We start from the raw sequence: 19,227 nt of genomic DNA, 5'->3' as shown, positions 1-19,227 counted from the left end.
GCTGCGCACTACCCGGACCGCCGGAAAAGTAATCAGCTGACGGTTTCGCGCATGCGCTGCTCGGCGGCCGCGCTGCGGATCACCATGAGGCGCAGCTCCAGCTCGTCGGAGACCATCGAGGCCAGGTGCTGCAGGGCCTGCAGCTGCCGGGTCGTCGCCTCGCGCGGCCGGTTGTCGATCACGTTGACGGTGCCGAGGCGGTAGCCGTCGTGGGTGCGGATCGGCGCCGCGGCGTAGAAGCGCAGGCCGAGTTCGCCCCGGACCAGCGGGTGCTCGAGCGTGCGCGGGTCGACCGCGGCGTTGTTGATCACGTAGACGTCGTCCTGGGCGATGACCGACGCGCACAGGCCCGGCTCTTTCCCCACTTCCCGTACGCCGACCAGGCCCTGGCAGGCGGCCAGCCACACCCTGTCCTGCTCGACGAGCGACACGGTCGCGATCGGAGTGTCGAAGATGGCGCCGGCCACGAACGCGATCCGGTCGTACGCGTCCTCGACCGGCTGGTCGACCAGCCGGTAGCGGCGGACGGCCTCGAGCCGCGCCTGCTCCTCCGGACCGACGGTGTCCAGATATTCGTACGCGTTCGACGACACGGGATTGCTGTTGGTCATGGCTGGTGATCCCCCTCACACGGGCAACGGTCCTGGAGAGCCTAGAAAGGGCATCGGTGTCCTGCAATGCTCTCGATGGGCGAATTCCGTTCACAGCCAAGCCTCAGGCGTGAATGTCGCACAAACAGTCGGTCGGTGGGTACATGTCGTCGCGTGAATCCCACCGCCGCCGTGATCGGGCAACTGGCCCGTGACCTCGTCCTCACCGTCGACCGTTTGCCCGAGCCGGGCAGTTCGGGCGCCGCGGGCAGCCGCCGCGAGCAGCTCGGCGGCAAGGGCGCCAACCAGGCGGTGGCGCTGGCGCAGCTCGGCGTGCGCCCGTCGCTGGTCGCGGTCGCGGGTGACGACGTCATCGGCGACGTGCTGCTGGCCCAGGCTCGGCAGGACGGCATCGACGTCCGCTCCGTGATCCGCCGCCCCGGCACGCTGACCGGGTTGATCGTGGAGATCCTCGAACCCGGCGGCCACTACCGCTACGTCGAGCACCTGCCGCCGCCGGTGCTGCTGAGCGAGGCCGACGTGCGGCGGGCCCGGGACGTCATCGCGGGCGCGGACGCCGTCCTCGTGCAGTTGCAACAGCCCGAGGCGGCGGCGCTGGCCGCGGCCCGGATCGGCCACGAGGCCGGCAAGCTGGTCGTTCTCGACGGCGAGGTCACCGACAAGACCCTCCTCTCGTACGCCGATGTGGTGCGGGCCGACGAGAAGGAGAGCGGTGGCCTCGGCGAGGAGGTGCTGGACCTCGGTCCTAAGCTGCTCGCGCTGGCCCAGGACGACGGCAACCTCTTCGTCTGGCGCGGCGGCCGGGTCAAGATCCCCCTGGACGACGTGAAGGTCGTGGACACCACCGGCGGCGGCGACGCGTTCGTGGCCGGGCTGACCGCCGCACTGCTGGCCGGTGCGTCATACGAAGAAGCGGCGAGCCGGGCCACCGCGGCCTCGGGCGCCACTGTCACCCATGTGAGCGGAAGACCGGAGCTGCGCGATGTCTGAGATCGGACCGGCCGAACCGTGGACCGTGCGGGAGATCGGCCCGCCGGACGAGGACGACGGCGCGCTGCTGCAGGGCGAATCGATCTTCGCGCTGGCCAACGGCCACGTCGGCCTGCGCGGCAACCTCGAGGAGCCGCACCCCGGGGGCATGCCCGGCACCTTCCTCAACTCGCTGTTCGAGGAGCGTGACCTGACCTATCCCGAGGAGGGGTACGGCTTCCCGGAGCGCACCCAGACGATCGTGAACGGGCCCAACGGCAAACGGATCGCGCTCTTCGTCGACGGCGAGAGATTCGATCTGCGGACGGGCGAGGTGCGCCGCCACGAGCGGGTCCTCGACCTGCGCGCGGGCACGCTGACCCGTGAGGTCGAGTGGGTCTCGCCCAGCGGCGTGCAGGTGTCGCTGCGCACCGAGCGCCTGGTCTCCTTCCTCCGGCCGTCGGTCGCGGCGATCCGCTATGTCGTGCGGGCCGAGGCCGAGCTGCGGGTCGAGTCCGATCTGATCGTCGACGAGGAGCTGCCGCCGCCGCGTGAGGACGACCCGCGGGCCAGCGCCGTGCTGGACAACCCGTTCGCCCCGGTCTCGCACGACGACGACGTGCTGGTCGCCCGCACCCGCCGCAGCGGGATCACCGTCGCGGCCGCGGTCACCCACACCGGCGCCGACGGCACGGTCACCTCGGAACCCGAGCTGATCCGGTGGACGAGCACGGGACGCGGCGAGATCGCCTTCGAAAAGATCATCGCGTATCGCTGGCCCGCCTCGGACGACGTGCTGTCCGACCGTGACACGGCCGCGCGGGACGGCTTCGACGTGCTGGCGGCCGAGCAGCGCGACTACCTCGACGACTTCTGGGCCGGCGCGGACGTCGAGGTCGACGGCGACCCGGACATCCAGCAGGCGGTCCGCTTCGGACTGTTCCACGTGCTGCAGGCCGGCGCGCAGGCCGGTCCGCACCCCGTCCCGGCCAAGGGCCTGACCGGCAACGGGTACGACGGGCACACGCTGTGGGACACCGAGACGTACGTGTTGCGGGTGCTCACCTACACCCACCCCGGCTGCGTCGGCCCCGCGCTGCGGTGGCGGCACTGCACGCTCGACCAGGCTCGCGACCGGGCCCGCGAGCTCGGTCTGGGCGGCGCCGCCTTCCCGTGGCGCACGATCAGCGGGCCCGAGTGCTCCGGCTACTGGCCCGCGGGCACGGCGGCGCTGCACGTCAACGCCGACATCGCCGACGCGGTGCTGCGCTACCACGCGGCCACCGGCGACGACGAGTTCATGCGCGAGGCCGGCCACGAGATCCTCAACGAGACGGCGAAGCTGTGGAAGTCGGTCGCCTACTTCGACGACGAGGGCACCGCGCACATCGCGGGCGTGACCGGCCCCGACGAATACACCGCCCTGATGGACGACAACATCTACACCAACCTGATGGCCCAGCGGAACCTGCGAGCGGCCGAGCTCGACGACGAGGCGCTGCGTCTGGCCGACTCCCTGAGCATCCCGTACGCCGAGGGCCGCCAGGTGCACGAGCAGGCGGCCGGCTTCACGCGGCTGCCCGAGTGGAACTTCACCGACGACGACTACCCGTTGATGATGGGACACCACTACCTCAACCTGTACCGCAAGCAGGTGGTGAAGCAGGCCGACCTGGTGCTGGCGATGATGGTGCGGGGCGACGCGTTCACCGACCAGGAGAAGCGGCGCAACTTCGCCTACTACGAGGCCCGCACCGTACGGGATTCGTCCCTGTCGGCGCCGGTCCAGGCGGTCCTCGCGGCCGAGCTGGGACACCTGACCCTGGCGCACGACTACCTGGCCGAGTCGGCGCTGCTGGACCTGCGCGGCGGCGGCGAGTCGGGCGGCGACGGCCTGCACATCGCCGCGTGCGCCGGCGCATGGATAGCGCTGGTGATGGGCTTCGGCGGCCTGCGCGACCACGACGGCGAGCTCTCGTTCGGCCCGCGCCTGCCTCCCGGCCTGCACCGCCTGGCGTTCCGCCTGCACTGGCGCGGCGCCGCCCTGAAGGTGACCGTCACCCGCGACCGGGTCACCTACGAGGCCGACGGCGACGTCACCCTCCGCCACGAGGGCAAAGAGGTCCGGGTACGCGCGGGCGAGCAGCTGACGTTCGCGGTGGACCCGGTCGACGACGTGCCGGCGCCCCCCTCACCGCGCCCGCCACGCAGCCATGCCTAGGACGTATCAGGTGGACCACGCGGGCTGCGGCGTGGCCCAGCCCGCGCCTGACGGCGTCCGCAGAACGGCCCGATAAACCGGTATTGGACCGCCCTGCGGCCTCACCTCGCTCCCACGTGATCCACCAGATACGCCCTGGGGGAGAACGCGAGTCAGCCACCGAGCTTGCGCGTCATCAGGCGTACGAACACCCCGGCGTGGCCCGGGTGGGGCCGGCGCTCGTCGGTCATCCGGAACCCATGCCTCCGGTACAGGCGCGCCGCGGCCACGTTGCCCTCGGCCACCCAGAGATCGACACGCGGGTGACCGTGATCCCCTCCCCAGGCCAGCACTTCCTCGACGAGCAGGTCACCGACGCCCCGGCCCCGCCATAGCGGGTGTACCCACATGCTGTAGAGCTTCGCCGCTCCGTCTCGATCTGGAGGCACCCAGGCGCCGACCAGGCCGGCTCCGTCGGCGGCCACAACTCTCAACCCGTGGGCGGGATCGAGCTTGTCGCGCCAGTCGCTCTCGGCGTAGCCCTCCTCTTCGGCCAGCGAAGAGGCAAAAGCGCGGGGCGACTCGGACAACGCGGCCAGCCGGGTGTCTCTCCAGGTCTCCCAGTCATCAGGCTCGAGGCGACGCAAGGCCGGGCGCATCCTGTCGTCCTTTCGGGGTGAAGGCGGCCAACGCTGGAAAGCCGAGCTCGCTCGGGCAATCGATATTGATCCGTCCCGGGCTGTGGCCCGGCTCGACCATGCTGGCGAGGGCTGCTGCGACGTAGCGGACGTGGCCGGCCGTGCTGCCACGACACTGGTGTCACGGACGGCAGCAATCTCAGCCACGGCGGCGGGCAGGCGGTTCCTCGACGCGTAAAGGCGTCCCACGGCGGCTTCAGGAGCGGGCGGCCTCCAAACTCAGTGGTGGCCCTCGCCGAACTCCTCGGCCCACACCCGCCAGTTGTCCAGGACGCCGTAGAGCGACGGCGTCAGCCACCCCGGGGCGGATCGGCGGAAGACGCCCGGGTCCATGCGGCCCGCCCCGGCGGGCAGCGCGCCGATCAGGTGGGGGACCAGCTCGCCGAGGTTGGCCCAGTGCACCAGCTCGGGGTCGGTGGGCCAGGCCCCGATCACCACACCGGCGGGTATCCCGCGGCGGGTCAGGGCTTCCAGGGTCAGGGCGGTGTGATTGAGAGTGCCCAGGCCGGCCCGCGCCACCACGATCGTGCTGATGCCGAGCGTCGTCGCCAGGTCGGCCATCGTCCAGGCCTCCCCGGAGGGCCGCACGCCCATCGGGACCAGCAGACCGCCGGCGCCTTCGACCAGGACCAGGTCGTGCTTGTCGGCTTCGGCCCGGATCGCGTCGACGACGTCCGAGAGCTCCAGCGGTGGCAGGGATGCCACCGTGGCCGCGGCCAGCGGGGCCAGCGGGTCCGGGTATTCGGCCAGCGTGCGGGTGGTGTCCGGGCCGGCCAGGCGGGTGACCACCTCGATGTCGGTGGGCGCGCCGGTGGCGATGCCCGTCTGGCCCGGTTTGATGACCGCCACGCGCAGGCCCGCGGCCTGGGCGGCCGCGGCCACGGCGGCGGTGACGATCGTCTTGCCGACTTCGGTGTCGGTGCCCGTGACCAGGACGATCCCCCGCCAGTCGCCGGCGTCGGGCTGTTGCGGCGCGGGCTGCGCCGACGGCGGGGCCTGGGCGGCGAGCTCGGCCGAGATCTCAGCACTCAGCGATTCCGCCTCGGGCGGACTACCGGCCCCCGGGCCGCCTGGCGCCGGAGCGCCGGGCACGGGTGACACGGGTGCCGGTGAGTCGGGGATCGGGTGGCCGGGTGCGGGTGAGATGGGTGCGGGCGAGTCGGGGCTCGGGTGGCCCGGTGCGGGCGACACGGGTGCGGGCCAATCAGGAACTGGATGGCCGGGAGCCGGTGAGATCGGAATCGGGGAATCCGGCTCCGGATCATCTGGGGCAAGGGGATCCGGAGCGGTCGGCGGCGTCTCGGTCGGCAAGAGCGGCTCAGGCGCGGCCGGAGGGGCAGTCGCGATGCCCGTGCGATCGGCAGAATCCGGAATGGACTCCGGGGCGGAGGGCCGCCCGCCGATCACGACACCGGCCTCGCCGGTGTCCGGTGCGCTGGGACGCGTGTCGCCGTGGGCCGGTCGCTTGACCGGTGAGGTGGTCTGCTCGAGGGAGGAGACGCTGCCGGTGGCGTCGCTTGCCGCAGGATGGGGCGATGGCCCGGCGGTCGGAGCGCCGAAGAACGTGTTGCTCCCGGCTGCGGGCGCGAACGGTTGATCGGCCGCCCGGAGGTCGAGCGGCCTGTCGCCCTCCAACCGCGCGGACTGCGCCCGGCTGTCGCGTTCGCTGGGGATCGCGAGCGATGGTCCTTCAGCGGCTTGCAGCGGCGCGGTCTCGGCCCGGTCGTCGCGTTCGCTGGGGGCCGTGGGCCCGAATGGTGGGTCGCCGGGGGCTTCGAGCGGCGTGGGCTGGGGCCGGTCGTCGCGTTTGCCGGGGGTCGCGAGCGATGGTCCTTCAGCGGCTTGCAGCGGCGCGGTCTCGGCCCGGTCGTCGTGTTCGCTGGGTGCCGTAGGCGCGAATGGTGAATCGCCGGCGGCGTCGAGCGGCGTGAACCGGGCGCGGTCGTCGCGTTCGCTGGGGGCCGTGGGCCCGAATGGTGGGTACCCGGCGGCTTCGAGTGGCTGGGGGCGGCCGTTGCGGTTGCTGGGGGCCGTAGGCGCGAGCGGTGGGCCGGCCGCGCCGGTTGTCGTGGCGAGTGATCTGTCGCCGTCTGCCGCCGGCGCGGCGCCGGGGGCCAGAGCCTCGCTGACGGCGGCGAACGCCTCAGCGTCGGGAAGGGTTGTCGGCGCGAGCGCCAGGGCGGCGGCTGGGGCCTCGGACAGCGTCGTGAACGGCTCCAACTCGACCGGTGTGAGCACCCCGCCCGCGTCGACCAGGGTGGAGCCCGGCCGCACGGTGAAGCCGTCGGTCCCGGCTGTGAGGATCACGGTGGCGTGGGGGAGGCGGGTCAGGACCTCGCGGAGGTCGGGGGAGACCGCGTCGCGGTCGGTGGGGCGGGGGCGGGTCATGGGGCGCACTCCACGATGACGTCCAGGGCATGGGCGAAATCGATGTCGGGGACTCCCGCGTTCAGGGTCAGGCGCAGGCGGGAGGAGCCGTCGGGGGTGGACGGTGGGCGGAAGCAGCCGACGGCCACGCCGCGGTCGCGGCAGTCGTCGGCCCAGGTCACGGCGGCCTCGGGGCCGGGGGCGGGGACGGAGAGCACGCCGGCGGCGGGCACGGAGACGTCGAGGCCGGCGGCTCGCAGGCGGGTGACGGTCAGCTCGGCCCGGGCGCGCAGGACTGCTCGGCGGTCGTCGGCGGCGCGGGCGACGCGCAGCGCCTCGTGGACGCCGGCGGCCACCGCGGGGGGCAGCGCCGTGTCGTAGATGAAGGTGCGGCCGGTGTCGATGAGGTGCTGGATGAACGGCGCGGGGCCGGCCACCACGCCGCCCGCGCCGCCGAGGGATTTCGACAGGGTGGCGGTGACGATGACGTCGGGCCGGTCGGCCAGGCCGGCCGCGGCCACGCCACCGGCGCCCGCGGGGCCGAGCAGGCCCAGCGCGTGGGCGTCGTCGACCAGCAGCAGCGCGCCGCGGGACCCGGTCACCTCGTGGAGCGCGGCCAGCGGGGCCAGGTCGCCGTCGACCGAGAACACCGACTCGGTGACGACCACCGCGCGCCGGCCGGGGTGGGCGTCGAGGATGCCGGCCACGGCGGCCGGGGAGTTGTGGGGCGCGACCACCGTCCGTACGCCGGAGATCTTGCAGCCGTCGATCAGCGACGCGTGGTTGTAGGCGTCGGAGACGATCAGGTCGCACACGGGGGCGAGACTGCGGACGGCGGCGAGGTTGGCCAGGTAGCCGGACGAGAACACGAGCGCCGCCGGTGTGCCGACCCAGGACGCCAGCGCGGCCTCGAGCTCGGCGTGGACCACGGACGACCCGCGGACCAGGCGTGAACCGGTGGCCCCCAACCCGTACGCCGCCAGGGCCTGAGCCGAAGCCTCGACCACCGCGGGATGGGCGGCCAGGCCGAGATAGTCGTTGCCGGCCAGATCGACGATGGAGTCGCCGGCCGGGCGGGGCCGCAGCCGACGGGTCAGCCCCGCCTTGGACCGGCTCGCGGCCAGGCCCTCCAGCGTTTCCAACCAGCCCGCCAAGACGCCTCCCAAGCCCACGAGATCACCCACGCGGGCGATCACGAGAAGGGGAAACTACCACCCACCACCGACAGTCCCACCGGCGCTGAGACTTCCGTCCAACCGCCGCGCCCACCCCCGTGGAACGGACTGAAGCCTTGTTAGGGTGCGGGACATGTCAGAGATCCTCGACCGGGCACGCGCCCAGGTGCTCACCGACGGTGTCGGCCTCGACGAGGCAGCGATCCTCGAGGTGCTGCGGTCGCCCGACGAGGACCTGCCCGCGTTGCTGCAACTCGCCCATGACGTACGGATGAAGTGGTGCGGCCCCGAGGTCGAGGTCGAGGGCATCATCTCGCTCAAGACCGGCGGCTGCCCGGAGGACTGTCACTTCTGCTCGCAGTCGGGCCTGTTCTCCTCGCCGGTGCGCTCGGTCTGGCTCGACATCCCGTCGCTGGTCGAGGCGGCGAAGCAGACCGCGGCCACCGGGGCGAGCGAGTTCTGCATCGTCGCCGCCGTCCGCGGTCCCGACCGGCGCCTGATGGACCAGATGCGCGAGGGCGTCAAGGCGATCCGGGCCGAGGTCGACATCCAGGTCGCGGCCAGCCTCGGCATGCTCAGCCAGGAACAGGTCGACGACCTGGTCGACATGGGCGTGCACCGCTACAACCACAACCTCGAGACCTGCCGCTCGCACTTCCCCAACGTGGTGACCACCCACTCGTGGGAGGAGCGCTGGAGCACGCTCACGATGGTGCGCGAGTCGGGCATGGAGGTGTGCTGCGGCGGCATCCTGGGTCTCGGCGAGTCGCTCGAGCAGCGGGCCGAGTTCGCGGCGCAGCTGGCCGAGCTCGACCCGCACGAGGTGCCGATGAACTTCCTCAACCCGCGGCCGGGCACGCCGCTGGGCGATCAGCCGGTGGTCGAGGGCAAGGACGCGCTGCGGGCCATCGCCGCCTTCCGGCTGGCGATGCCGCGCACGATCCTGCGATTCGCCGGTGGCCGCGAGATCACCCTGGGCGACCTGGGTACGCGGGACGGGCTGCTGGGCGGCATCAACGCGGTGATCGTGGGCAACTACCTGACGACGCTGGGCCGCCCGGCCACGGCCGACCTCGAGCTGCTGCAGGACCTGAAGATGCCGGTCAAGGCGCTGTCGGCGACCATCTGATGTATTGCGACCGGTGCGGCGACCCGGCCGCCGACGGTGATCACACGGCGTGCGCCGCGGCGCGGGCGCTGGAGCCGCCGCGCTTCTGTCCCGACTGCCGCCGGCGGATGAAGGTGCAGGTCGTGCCGACCGGGTGGACCGCCACCTGCGTCGAGCACGGGACCCGTACGTCGTAGGTGGCCTCCGGGTCAGCCGAAGGCAGCCGGGGTCTGCCGGCCCGCCGGACGATTGCCGGCGATCGGCAGGGTCACGCTGACCAGCGTGCCGTCCCGCTCGGCGGCGCCACCGCCGAGACGACGCAGCGTGCGCAGCATCGCGACGTTGTCGGCCGCGGTGTGCGCGACCAGGGCGGCGAAGCGGGACTGCTCGGCGTACGCGTACAGCCGGCGCAGCAGGGCGGTGCCCACGCCCCGGCGCTGCCAGTCGTCGTCGACCAGCATCGCGATCTCACCCAGGTCACCCTCGGCGAGCAGGTTGCCCATCGCCACCACCCGGTCGCCGGCCAGCGCCAGCAGGGTGCGGCCGCCACCGGCCGGCTCGAGCAGCCGGGCCAGCCGCGCGTCGCTGGGGACGCCACTGCCGAGGTAGCGGCGCTGCAGGGAGGCCGCCGAACCGCGGGCGTGCAGATCGCGTACGGCGTCGAGGTCGTCGATCGTCGCGGCCCGGAGCACGAGCTCGGCGCCGTCGGGGAGCAACAGGACCGTCTGCTCCTGGTGGCGGCGCAGCATCGCGCCGGACAGCTCGACCAGGGACTGCGCCCGCGCGTACTCGGCCGGGGTGAAGGCCGGCAGCGACCGGAGCACCTCGAACGAGCCGCCGGCCGGGTCGGCCAGGATCATCCGCGCCGCCTCGTAGCCGGGGCGGTCGGTGAGCGGCTCGGGGCGCCAGCGCACCTCGGTCGCATCGAGCAGGGTGACCAGCGCCTCGGCCAGCGTGTCGGGCTCGTGCACCAGCCGGCCGGCCAGCGCGAGCGCCCGGGTCGGCTGGTCGACCAGGCCCTGGGCCTCGGCGCGGGCCACGAAGGCGTCGCGACCGCGGCCCTTGGCGATCGCCGTGAGCAACTCGGTCTCGGTCATCGAGTCGGGCGCGTCGACGAGGAAGTCGTCGACCGCGCCGGCCTCGGTCGTGTGTACCTGGACGGCGAGAATGTTCACCGACCGCAGGGCCAGGCTAGCGGTCAGAACGGAGAGGTAACCCGGCCGGTCGTCAACCGTCGCCCGGATCCGCCACAGCGCCATGGTGGGCACCCCTTTCGGCGTTTCACATCAGCTGTTGCCGTCTCCAATACTCCACCGCCGCTGTTAAGCGGACATTGCTTGAGCTGCTATTTCCTGGAGAGTCGAATCACAGGGCGGACGGTACGGCGGCCGCGTCCAGACGGTCGCCGAGGATCACCGCGGCCGCCCGCACGAGCTGGGCCACCCGGTCCACCTCGGTGACGTGGAAGGCGGCCGCGGGCAGCTCGTCCTCGTCGGTCCGGGCGACCACGAGCACCAGCCCGGCCCGGCCGAACGGGGCGATCGCGTAATGGGTGCTCTCGGGGCCGGCCAGCGGCCGGGCCCGCAGCGGGGTGATCTCAGGAAGCTGGAGCGGGGTGGGCGCGCGCCAGCTGGCGTAGGCCACGGTCGGCTCGGCGCCGAGGCTGAGCCCGGGCTCGGCCGGCAGCGGGCGCGGCGCGCCGGAGCGGGCCGCCCAGTCGGACGGCACGATCGCGGCGGCGGCCCAGTCGGCCGCCAGCAGCCCCGGCACGGCGTCGACCAGCGTGGCCAGGCCGTCGGCTGGGTTCGCGGCGACCTGGGCCAGCAGCTCGGCGTCGTGACCGCCCGAGACGGGGGCACCGATCGCCTTCCACACGCCGTCGACCTGCACACCGGGGATCGCGGCCAGACCGGCCAGCAGACGTTCCACCCGGTTGGCGCCCGGCCACACGACCGAGAAGTCGTCGACGGCCCGGCCGCCCAGACGTTCCAGCACGACCACCTGCACGATGTCGGCACCGGCGACGCCCAGCGTGCGAGCCACCTGACCGAGGGCACCGGGGCGGTCGGGCAGGGTGACTCGAACCCGCAGCAACATGCGACTCCTCCCGTTTCGAGGACGGCACGGCGAGGCCGTCCCCGTAGGCGTACAACCTGCCAATTCGGCGTTTCGCCGGGGTTGCGGCGCCGTGTCCGACGCGTCATGCGGGCCGGATATGCCGCGGATCACAGCAGCGTACGAGGAAACCGGTACCCACCGCATCCGTCTGCAAGCGGTCGTTCACACCCACCGGTGACGGTAAAGTGCGGGGGTGATCTGTGAGGCCTGCCGGGAGCGGAGGCACGAGGAGTGCCGCGGCGGTTCCTGGTGCGACTGCCAGCACCGTCCGGCCGAGCCGAAGCCGCCGGTGACCGGACCGCCCGGCCCATGACCGCGTTCCCCGCCTGGCCGTCCTCCGCCGAGGGCCTGGTCGAGCTGTATCCGCGCACCCCGTCGCCGGCCCTGCGGGTCAACTTCATCGCCAGCGTCGACGGCGCGGCCACCGTCGACGGCCTCTCCGGCGGGCTGCACGGCCCCGGCGACAAGGAGATCTTCGATTCGCTGCGGATGGTCTGCGACGCCCTGGTGGTCGCGGCCGGCACCGTACGGGCGGAGAACTACGACGGGTTACGCCTGAGCCCGGCCGCGCGGGCCTGGCGGGTGGCTCACGGCCTGCCCGAGTTCCCGCTCATGGTGATCGTCTCGCGCTCGCTCGACCTCGATCTCGACCAGCTGGTCTTCTCCGACGCGCCGATCCCCCCGATCGTCGTGACCACGACCCGGGCGCCGGCCACGCGGCTCGACGGGGTGGCCGACGTCATCGCGGTCGGTGACGACCAGGTCGACCTGGCCGCGGCCGTGCGCGCGCTGCACGACCGCGGGGCGACGCAACTGCTCTGCGAGGGCGGCCCGCACCTGCTCGGCGCCCTGATCGAGGCCGACCTGATCACGGAGCTCTGCCTGACGGTGTCGCCGCTGCTGGCCGGCGGGGGCCCCGGCCGCATCTCGGCCGGAGCCGCCACCGAGCCGCGCCGCCTGTCGTTGCGCCATGTCCTGACGCTCGACGACATGTTGTTCCTCCGCTACACCCGTCAGGGCAGCTGACCGGCCTTGTCGACGATGGCCACCTCGAGCTGCGCGGTCCAGCCGATCAGCGCGCCCTTCGGATAGGGCGGCGTACGGTCGGTCACCGCGACCTGGCGTTCACCGAGGAAGCGGTGACTACCGGCATCGAAGATCAGATCGTGCCGGATGCCGTCGTCGTCGGTGCGGGAGACGGCCACCCCCGCCCGCCCGGCCAGATCGGCCTGTCGCACCACCTCGGTGCCGGGGATGGTCGCCGCCGCTTCGAACATCGCGGCCCTGGAGGGTGCGGTCTCATGGGAGCCCCTTCGGGTCTCGGAAATGGCTTCATCGGGCTATTGGCCGATCGGCTCACATCGGTTCGTTTCCGGGCGCGCCTCCGCCACCGGAGCAAGATCTTGTGGATAACTCTGTGTATGACCACCAGAAGTTGTGGACAACGTGTGCCAACCGACGCCTGGTGTGGGTTCTGTCGTACCCCTGGTGCACGATGAGCGGCGTGTCTGACGATGCTGTGCTTCCCCGCGGCGAAAAACTGAACAGCAAAACGGCTGATAACCCGGTGGGCCGGGTGCTCGGCACGGCCGATGCCACACCGCTCCAGTTCTGGACGGCCGTGACTCCGGGCAGTTACTTGCAGCTCGACGATGTCGTGGTCACTCAGCGTGATCTCCCCGACCGTGAACCGGTCACGATCGCCGGGGTGGTCACCCAGGTGCGGGCGCGGCACGAGGGGGCACAGTTCGACTCCGACGTCTTCGCGATCGCCGAGGGCACCCTGCCGGCCCTGGTGCAGGAGGCGGCCGAGATCACCACCACCCGGGTCGACCCCGAGCTGTACGTGCCACCCGCGCCCGGCGCCGTCGTGCACCGCGCCACCGGGGAAGCCCGGGACGCCGCCCTGCACTTCGACCGCATGGAGCGGCGCATCCCGATGGGCACCGGCCGCGACGGCGTGCCCGTCTTCCTCAACGCCGACTTCCTCGACGGCACCCGGGGCGCGCACGTCTCGATCTCCGGCATCTCCGGCGTGGCCACCAAGACCAGCTTCGCCACGTTCCTGCTGTACTCGGTGTTCCGCTCGGGTCAGCTCGGGGCCGACGGCGCCAACGCGCGGGCCCTGATCTTCAACGTCAAGGGTGAGGACCTGCTCTTCCTCGACCACCCGAACACGAAGCTCGACGATGCCACCCGCTCGGCGTACAAGCTGCTCGAGCTGCCGGCGACCCCGTTCTCCGACGTCCGCGTCTACGCCCCGCCCCGGGCCGGCGACTCGTCCGGCGCCCCCGACGTGAGCAGCCGCCTGACCGGTGTCGACGCCTTCTACTGGACTCTCGAGGAGTTCTGCGAGAAAAGGCTCCTGCCGTACGTGTTCGCCGACGCCGACGACGAGCGCCAGCAGTACACGATGGTCGTCCACTCGGTGACCGCCCACCTGAACCGGTACGCCGTGCCCGCCGAGGGTGGCATCAGCATCGACGGCCGTCGCATCGGCTCGTACGGTGATCTGGTCGACCACATCGTCGAGCAGCTCACCGACGACGAGACCCGGTCGACCTGGGCCGGCAGCGCGGTCAACATGGGCACCGTCAACGCGTTCGCCCGGCGGCTGATCGGCAGCAAGCGCGACCTGGCCCGGCTGATCCGTGGCGACCTGGCCCAGCGCCGCCCCCACCAGATCAAGACGGCCGAGTCGGCCCAGGTCACCGTCGTCGACCTGCACAACCTGCCCGACCGGGCCCAGCGGTTCGTGGTCGGCGTGACGCTCAAGACCGAGTTCGAGGAGAAGGAGAAGGCCGGCACCGGCCGCCCGCTGCTCTTCGTCGTGCTCGACGAGCTCAACAAGTACGCCCCGCGCGAGGGCAGCTCGCCGATCAAGGAGGTGCTGCTCGACATCGCCGAGCGGGGCCGGTCGCTCGGCGTCATCCTGATCGGCGCCCAGCAGACCGCCAGCGAGGTCGAGCGTCGCATCGTGACCAACTCGGCGATCCGGGTGGTCGGCCGGCTCGACCCGGCCGAGGCGGCCCGGCCCGAGTACGGTTTCCTGCCCCCGGCCATGCGCCAGCGCGCGCTGCTGGCCCGGCCGGGCACGATGTTCGTCAACCAGCCCGACATCCCGGTGCCGCTCTGCGTGGAGTTCCCGTTCCCGGCCTGGGCCACGCGCAAGTCCGAGTCCGGCCCCCCGCCCGCCGAGACGATGAAATCGATCGTCCAGGGGGCCGATCCGTTCGCCGTCGTGGGAAGCCGCGGCGGTTCGTCCGACGACGACATTCCGTTCTAAGGTTCCGCGATGCGCATCCTGCACACGTCCGACTGGCACGTCGGCAAGGTCCTCAAGGGCCGCGGCCGGCACGAGGAACACATCCGCGTGCTGGCCCAGGTCGTCGAGATCGCCCGCGCCGAGCGCCCCGACCTGGTGATCATCGCCGGTGATCTGTACGACACCGCGGCCCCGACGGCCGACGCGACGCGGGTGGTCACCCGGGCGCTCACGGCCCTGCGGCAGGCCGGCGCCCAGGTGGTGGCCATCGGCGGCAACCACGACAACGGCCCGGCGCTCGACGCGCTGCGCCCGTGGGCCGAGGCGGCCGGCATCATTCTGCGCGGCGCCGTGCGCGACAAGGCCGACGAGCTGCTGATCAAGGGCGAGACCGCCGGCGGCGAGAAGTGGCAGCTCGTGACGCTGCCGTTCCTCTCCCAGCGCTACGCGATCCGGGCCGCCGAGATGTACGAGCTGACCGCGGCCGAGGCCAACCAGACGTACGCCGACCACATCGCCCGCCTGATCGAGCGGCTCAGTGACCAGTTCGACCAGCCCGGGGTGATCAACCTGGTCACCGCCCACCTGACGATCGTCGGCGCCTCGACCGGCGGCGGCGAGCGGGAAGCGCACACGATCATGGGTTACGCCGTGCCGGCCACGGTCTTCCCGCGCAACGCCCACTACGTCGCGCTCGGTCACCTGCACCGCGCCCAATCGGTGATCGCCCCCTGCCCGACCCGCTACAGCGGCAGCCCGCTCGCGGTCGACTTCGGCGAGGAGGAGAACGTGTCCTCGGTGGCCGTCGTCGATGTCGCCACCGACAAGGCGGCCCGGGTCCGTGACGTGCCGATCGGCTCGGCCATCGCGCTGCGCACGGTCCGCGGCACGCTCGAACAACTGGCGACGGTGAACCTTCCGGACGCCTGGCTCCGTGTTCTGGTGCGCGAGAAGCCACGGGTCGGCCTCCGCGAGGACGTGCAGGAGCTCCTGCCCAACGCCCTCGAGGTGCGCATCGACCCCGAGATGATGCCCAACCGGGCGGGGGAGCGGATGGCACAGCGGGCCGGTCGGTCGCCGCGCGAGCTCTTCGGCGACTACCTGGACAGTCGCGACAACGCCGAGGACGGCGTGCGCGAACTGTTCGACGAGCTCTACGACGAGGTGAGCACGGTGGCCTCCGGGTCGGCGGAGCGAAGCGGAGCCGGATCATGAGGCCGATTCGGTTGGACATGGCCGGGTTCACCGTGTTCCGGGACGAGACCACGGTGGACTTCACCGACGCCGACTACTTCGCGCTGGTCGGGCCGACCGGCTCGGGCAAGTCGACGGTGCTCGACGCGATCACGTTCGCCCTCTACGGCACCGTCCCGCGCTGGGGCGGCACCCGGGGCATCGGGAACGCGCTCGCGCCGTCGGCCACCGAGGCCCGGGTCCGGCTGGTCTTCGAGTCGGCCGGCGACCGCTACGTGGCCACCCGCGTCGTCCGGCGCGACGGCCGGGGCAACGTCAAGACCGCCGGCGCCGGGCTGCAGCTCATGCCCCCCGGTTTCGACGTGTCCAAGCTCGACACCGGCATGGATCTCGACGACCTCGGCGAGGTGCTGGCCGGCACCCCGGCCGAGATGGACCAGGCCGTGCTCGACGCCGTCGGTCTGCCGTTCGAGCAGTTCACCAGCTGCGTCGTGCTGCCACAGGGCCAGTTCGCCGACTTCCTGCACGCCAAGCCGGCCACCCGGCAGCAGATCCTGGTCAACCTGCTCGGCTTGCACATCTACGAGGAGGTGCAGACCCGGGCGACCGGCCGGTCCCAGACCGCCGAGGGCAAGCTCGCCGTGGTCGACCAGAGCCTCGCCGGGCTGGCCGACGCCACCGACGAGGCGGTCGAGGCGGCCGAGCAGCACGTCGCCCGCATGCGGGAACTGACCGCCGCTGTCGAGCAGGCCGTGCCCGGGCTGCGGGCCAAGCGCACCGCCGAGGCCGCGGCCGCCGCCACCCGCGACGCGCTGGACGCCGAGGTGCGGCTGCTGTCCTCCGTCCGTACGCCCGCGGGAAGCGTGGAAACCGCCGGCGTGACCGCCGCGGCCCGGGCGACCGCCGCCGAGAAGGCGGACGAGGTCCGCGCGGCCGAGGAGAAGGAGGAGAAGGTCCGCGGCGAGCTCGCCGCGGCCGGCGACGCCGGATCGCTCAACCTGATGCTCGACCGGCACGCCGAGCTCGAACGGCTGATCGGCCAGGCCGAGTGGTTCGCCGGCGAGGTCTCCGTGGCCGAGGTCGAGCACAAGGACGCCGCCACCTCGGCCGGGCTCGCCCACAGCGCCCACCTCGGCGCGACCCAGCTCCTCGAGCAGGCTCGTCTCGACTACACCGAGGCCCAGCGCATCGACCGGGCCGCCGCCCTGCGCGCCCACCTCGCCGCCGGCGACCACTGCCCGGTGTGTGAGCAGACGGTGACCACGGTGCCGCCGGTGCCCGAGGAGTCCGCGGTGCGGGCGGCCGAGACCACCGGCAAGGCCGCGCGGGCCGCCGCCGAGGTCGCCGAGAAGGCCTGGCAGCAGAAGGACGCGATCGCCCGCAAGCTCGAGAGCAACCTCGAACGCAAGCGCGCCCAGCACGAGCACCACCTGTCGCGGCTGGCCGAGGCCCGCGCCGCCGTGGCCGAGTCGCCCGGGGTCGAGGCCCTGCGGCGGCAGCTGGCCGAGATCGGGCGGCTGCAGAAGCAGCTCGACACGGCCGGCGCGGCCCTGCGCGCCGCCCGCTCGGCCAACCGGCAGGCCCAGGCCGCGGTCATCGCGGCCGAGGAGCGCCAGCGCTCCGCGTGGCGCGAGTTCGACACCGTACGCGATCAGGTCGCGCGTTTCTCGCCGCCGCCGGCCGACCGGGAGGACCTCGCGGGCGCCTGGGCGCTGCTGGTCTCGTGGGCCTCGGGGCTGGCGGTCGAGCGGGCCACCGCCCGCGACGAGGCCGAGCAGTCGGTGGCCGCGGCGCACCGGGTCACGGCCGCGGCGCTGCGGGAGATCGGCGGTCTCTTCACCGCGGCCGGCGTTGCCACGCCCGCGGCCGAGGAGGACGCCCTGATCCGCGCGGCCGCCGTCACCGCCGAACGGTCGGAGGCGGCCCTGCGCCGGCTCGTCGACCGCCGGGAGCAGGCCCACCAGCTCACCGAGCAGCGCATGTCGCTGCAGCGGGAGATGCGGGTGGCCAAGGCGCTGGCCGGGCACCTGCGGGCCAACAACTTCGAGCGGTGGCTGCTCGAGGAGGCGCTCGACCTGCTCGTCGATGGCGCGTCGCGGATTCTGCGCGAGCTCACCGGCGGTCAGTACGACCTGATCCACGACAAGGGCGAGTTCTTCGTGATCGACCACCACGACGCCGGGCTGAGGCGCGGGGTGCGCACGCTCTCGGGCGGCGAGACGTTCCAGGCCTCGCTGGCCCTGGCGCTCGCCCTGTCCGAGCAGCTCGCCGGCATGTCGACCACGGCCGCCAGCCTCGAGTCGATCGTGCTCGACGAGGGCTTCGGCACGCTCGACGCGGCCACGCTCGACGTGGTGGCCGCGACCCTGGAAAACCTGGCCGCGCGGGGCGACCGCATGGTCGGCGTGGTCACCCATGTCAACGCGCTGGCCGAGCGGGTGCCGGTGCGGTTCGAGGTACACAAGGACGCGCGGACGGCGCACGTGGCGAGGGTGGGCCTTTGACCAGGATGTTCGTGGACGCGTGGGACCCGTCCTACGGTTCGTCGTTCGAGGGCGGCGCCGACGGCGGGGACGGGCCGGCCTCGGCGAGCAGCGCGCAGGTCGACACCGACGTCGAGGTGCCGGCGGCCGAGTGGGCGCCGATCGACGTGTCCTCCTCGGTGCGCTCTCCCGACGTGGTCTTCCTGGTCGACGGGGTGCGGCGCAACGATGCCGGACTGTGGACGGCCGAGGAGGACGGCACGTCGTACGCGGGACTCGCCGCCTCGTACGCCGCCGGGGTGGTCCGGTGCGACCTGGCGCGGGGCGTGGCCGAACTGGTGGGCGCGCGGATCGGGCGGGGTCTGTTCACGGCCAGCCCGTCGGCGGAGGACCTGCAGGCCGGGTCGGTGCGCTACGAGGTGCACCGCATCCACGGCACGGGCGAGGCGAGCAAGCTGCCGGCGGCTGTCCAGGGCCCGCTGACCGCGCTCGAGATCGACATCTCGGCCTCGGCCCGGGACACCAGCTCGGACGGCCGTGACCTGCTGGTGGTGGACGGGCCGCTGCGCAACCGGCGCCAGCTGCCCCGCACGATCGGGTACGTCAAGACGCAGCAGAAGCAGTACCTGCCGGCCGCGCTGACCGCGGTAGTGACGTCGTTGCGGCCGACCCAGCGCACGCCGGTCTTCCACCTCGGCACGGTCTGGGGCGGCTGGTCCTGGTATCTGCGTCTGCCCGGTGCTTCCGGGGCGCCCTGGTCGGGCATCGTGCGGGTGGAGTGCTCACCCGATCTGACCCCGGACGAGGCGATCGAGCTGGCCGACCTTTCCGGGGCCACGCTGCCGCGGTTCGCGTCGTCGCCCTACAAGGATCCGCGAGCCCCGCAGAACCTGGTCCCGATTGCCGGTCTGGAGCGGCGGTTGCGCGGGCTGCTGGGCGACTCGCGGGTGTTGCATCGGGCGCTGGCCCTGGCCACGGCCCGCTCCCGCTGACCGCGGGCGCCGGCCGGCCTTCCAGCCCGCGCTTTCATCCCACCACG

15 protein-coding genes and 1 pseudogene are annotated in these 19,227 nt (G+C 72.7%); 9 read left to right on the top strand and 7 right to left on the bottom strand.

Annotation, left to right across the window (positions count from 1 at the left end; genetic code table 11):
- Nucleotides 1–32: 32 nt before the first annotated feature.
- The gene (locus HJC40_RS29655) at nt 33–611 is read right to left on the bottom strand and encodes a GAF domain-containing protein (RefSeq protein ID WP_250006066.1); all 579 of its coding nucleotides are present in this window, start codon (nt 609–611) and stop codon (nt 33–35) included.
- A gap of 153 nt (nt 612–764) precedes the next feature.
- Between HJC40_RS29655 and HJC40_RS29650 the strand changes: the two genes are divergently transcribed.
- Nucleotides 765–1,601, top strand: a complete 837-nt coding sequence (locus HJC40_RS29650) for a PfkB family carbohydrate kinase (RefSeq protein ID WP_250006064.1) — start codon at nt 765–767, stop codon at nt 1,599–1,601.
- Complete coding sequence (locus tag HJC40_RS29645; protein WP_250006062.1) at nt 1,594–3,801, top strand: glycoside hydrolase family 65 protein; 2,208 nt, start codon at nt 1,594–1,596, stop codon at nt 3,799–3,801. Before HJC40_RS29650 ends, HJC40_RS29645 begins: the two co-directional genes overlap by 8 nt.
- A gap of 152 nt (nt 3,802–3,953) precedes the next feature.
- Here HJC40_RS29645 and HJC40_RS29640 read toward each other — a convergent pair whose 3' ends face one another.
- From HJC40_RS29640 to HJC40_RS29630, 3 genes are all read right to left on the bottom strand, one after another.
- Nucleotides 3,954–4,439 (bottom strand): N-acetyltransferase, encoded by a 486-nt coding sequence (locus HJC40_RS29640; RefSeq protein WP_250006060.1) that lies wholly within the window; start codon nt 4,437–4,439, stop codon nt 3,954–3,956.
- 258 nt (nt 4,440–4,697) lie between these two features.
- The gene (gene bioD / locus HJC40_RS29635) at nt 4,698–5,417 is read right to left on the bottom strand and encodes a dethiobiotin synthase (RefSeq protein WP_250006142.1); all 720 of its coding nucleotides are present in this window, start codon (nt 5,415–5,417) and stop codon (nt 4,698–4,700) included.
- Between the two features lie 1,445 nt (nt 5,418–6,862).
- Nucleotides 6,863–7,999, bottom strand: a complete 1,137-nt coding sequence (locus HJC40_RS29630; RefSeq protein WP_250006058.1) for an 8-amino-7-oxononanoate synthase — start codon at nt 7,997–7,999, stop codon at nt 6,863–6,865.
- Between the two features lie 154 nt (nt 8,000–8,153).
- On the opposite strand from HJC40_RS29630, the gene bioB reads away from it, so the two are divergent.
- Nucleotides 8,154–9,149 (top strand): biotin synthase BioB, encoded by a 996-nt coding sequence (bioB, locus tag HJC40_RS29625; protein WP_250006056.1) that lies wholly within the window; start codon nt 8,154–8,156, stop codon nt 9,147–9,149.
- A pseudogene (locus tag HJC40_RS46705) lies at nt 9,062–9,325 on the top strand (hypothetical protein); the annotation flags it as partial. The gene bioB and the pseudogene HJC40_RS46705, both read left to right, overlap by 88 nt.
- Nucleotides 9,326–9,337: 12 nt before the next feature.
- Here HJC40_RS46705 and HJC40_RS29620 read toward each other — a convergent pair.
- Nucleotides 9,338–10,387 (bottom strand): GNAT family N-acetyltransferase, encoded by a 1,050-nt coding sequence (locus HJC40_RS29620; RefSeq protein WP_250006054.1) that lies wholly within the window; start codon nt 10,385–10,387, stop codon nt 9,338–9,340.
- A 106-nt stretch (nt 10,388–10,493) separates the two neighbouring features.
- Nucleotides 10,494–11,225: an amino acid-binding protein gene (locus HJC40_RS29615; RefSeq protein WP_250006052.1), complete on the bottom strand. Its 732-nt coding sequence runs from the start codon at nt 11,223–11,225 to the stop codon at nt 10,494–10,496.
- A gap of 330 nt (nt 11,226–11,555) precedes the next feature.
- Here HJC40_RS29615 and HJC40_RS29610 point away from each other — a divergent pair, with 330 nt between their 5' ends.
- Nucleotides 11,556–12,272, top strand: a complete 717-nt coding sequence (locus HJC40_RS29610; RefSeq protein WP_250006050.1) for a pyrimidine reductase family protein — start codon at nt 11,556–11,558, stop codon at nt 12,270–12,272.
- Here HJC40_RS29610 and HJC40_RS29605 read toward each other — a convergent pair.
- Nucleotides 12,260–12,523 (bottom strand): hypothetical protein, encoded by a 264-nt coding sequence (locus tag HJC40_RS29605; RefSeq protein WP_250006048.1) that lies wholly within the window; start codon nt 12,521–12,523, stop codon nt 12,260–12,262. The genes HJC40_RS29610 and HJC40_RS29605 overlap by 13 nt on opposite strands.
- 218 nt (nt 12,524–12,741) lie before the next feature.
- On the opposite strand from HJC40_RS29605, the gene HJC40_RS29600 reads away from it, so the two are divergent.
- The 4 genes from HJC40_RS29600 to HJC40_RS29585 are packed head-to-tail and all read left to right on the top strand — an operon-like array spanning nt 12,742 to nt 19,180.
- Nucleotides 12,742–14,532, top strand: a complete 1,791-nt coding sequence (locus tag HJC40_RS29600) for an ATP-binding protein (RefSeq protein ID WP_250006047.1) — start codon at nt 12,742–12,744, stop codon at nt 14,530–14,532.
- 9 nt (nt 14,533–14,541) lie between these two features.
- On the top strand, nt 14,542–15,726 hold the full coding sequence (locus HJC40_RS29595; protein ID WP_250006045.1) for an exonuclease SbcCD subunit D: 1,185 nt from the start codon (nt 14,542–14,544) through the stop codon (nt 15,724–15,726).
- On the top strand, nt 15,723–18,209 hold the full coding sequence (locus tag HJC40_RS29590; protein WP_250006042.1) for an AAA family ATPase: 2,487 nt from the start codon (nt 15,723–15,725) through the stop codon (nt 18,207–18,209). Before HJC40_RS29595 ends, HJC40_RS29590 begins: the two co-directional genes overlap by 4 nt.
- Nucleotides 18,206–19,180: a hypothetical protein gene (locus HJC40_RS29585; protein ID WP_250006040.1), complete on the top strand. Its 975-nt coding sequence runs from the start codon at nt 18,206–18,208 to the stop codon at nt 19,178–19,180. The genes HJC40_RS29590 and HJC40_RS29585 overlap by 4 nt, the downstream gene beginning before the upstream one ends.
- The last annotated feature ends 47 nt before the right edge of the window (nt 19,181–19,227 follow it).

Origin of the sequence: Actinoplanes sp. M2I2 (assembly GCF_023544445.1) — a bacterium.
Lineage (GTDB): Bacteria > Actinomycetota > Actinomycetes > Mycobacteriales > Micromonosporaceae > Actinoplanes.
The sequence above is the reverse complement of the archived record's forward strand: the minus strand, read 5'-3'. Positions and strand labels throughout refer to the sequence as shown.

What these genes read in the sequence shown, in the direction of transcription:
- HJC40_RS29595 (WP_250006045.1), top strand. Translation starts at nt 14,542, where the DNA reads ATGCGCATCCTGCACACGTCCGACTGGCACGTCGGCAAGGTCCTCAAG.
- HJC40_RS29645 (WP_250006062.1), top strand. Translation starts at nt 1,594, where the DNA reads ATGTCTGAGATCGGACCGGCCGAACCGTGGACCGTGCGGGAGATCGGC.
- HJC40_RS29615 (WP_250006052.1), bottom strand. Translation starts at nt 11,225, where the DNA reads ATGTTGCTGCGGGTTCGAGTCACCCTGCCCGACCGCCCCGGTGCCCTC.
- HJC40_RS29620 (WP_250006054.1), bottom strand. Translation starts at nt 10,387, where the DNA reads ATGGCGCTGTGGCGGATCCGGGCGACGGTTGACGACCGGCCGGGTTAC.
- HJC40_RS29605 (WP_250006048.1), bottom strand. Translation starts at nt 12,523, where the DNA reads ATGTTCGAAGCGGCGGCGACCATCCCCGGCACCGAGGTGGTGCGACAG.
- HJC40_RS29600 (WP_250006047.1), top strand. Translation starts at nt 12,742, where the DNA reads ATGAGCGGCGTGTCTGACGATGCTGTGCTTCCCCGCGGCGAAAAACTG.
- HJC40_RS29655 (WP_250006066.1), bottom strand. Translation starts at nt 611, where the DNA reads ATGACCAACAGCAATCCCGTGTCGTCGAACGCGTACGAATATCTGGAC.
- bioB (WP_250006056.1), top strand. Translation starts at nt 8,154, where the DNA reads ATGTCAGAGATCCTCGACCGGGCACGCGCCCAGGTGCTCACCGACGGT.
- HJC40_RS29610 (WP_250006050.1), top strand. Translation starts at nt 11,556, where the DNA reads ATGACCGCGTTCCCCGCCTGGCCGTCCTCCGCCGAGGGCCTGGTCGAG.
- HJC40_RS29640 (WP_250006060.1), bottom strand. Translation starts at nt 4,439, where the DNA reads ATGCGCCCGGCCTTGCGTCGCCTCGAGCCTGATGACTGGGAGACCTGG.
- HJC40_RS29590 (WP_250006042.1), top strand. Translation starts at nt 15,723, where the DNA reads ATGAGGCCGATTCGGTTGGACATGGCCGGGTTCACCGTGTTCCGGGAC.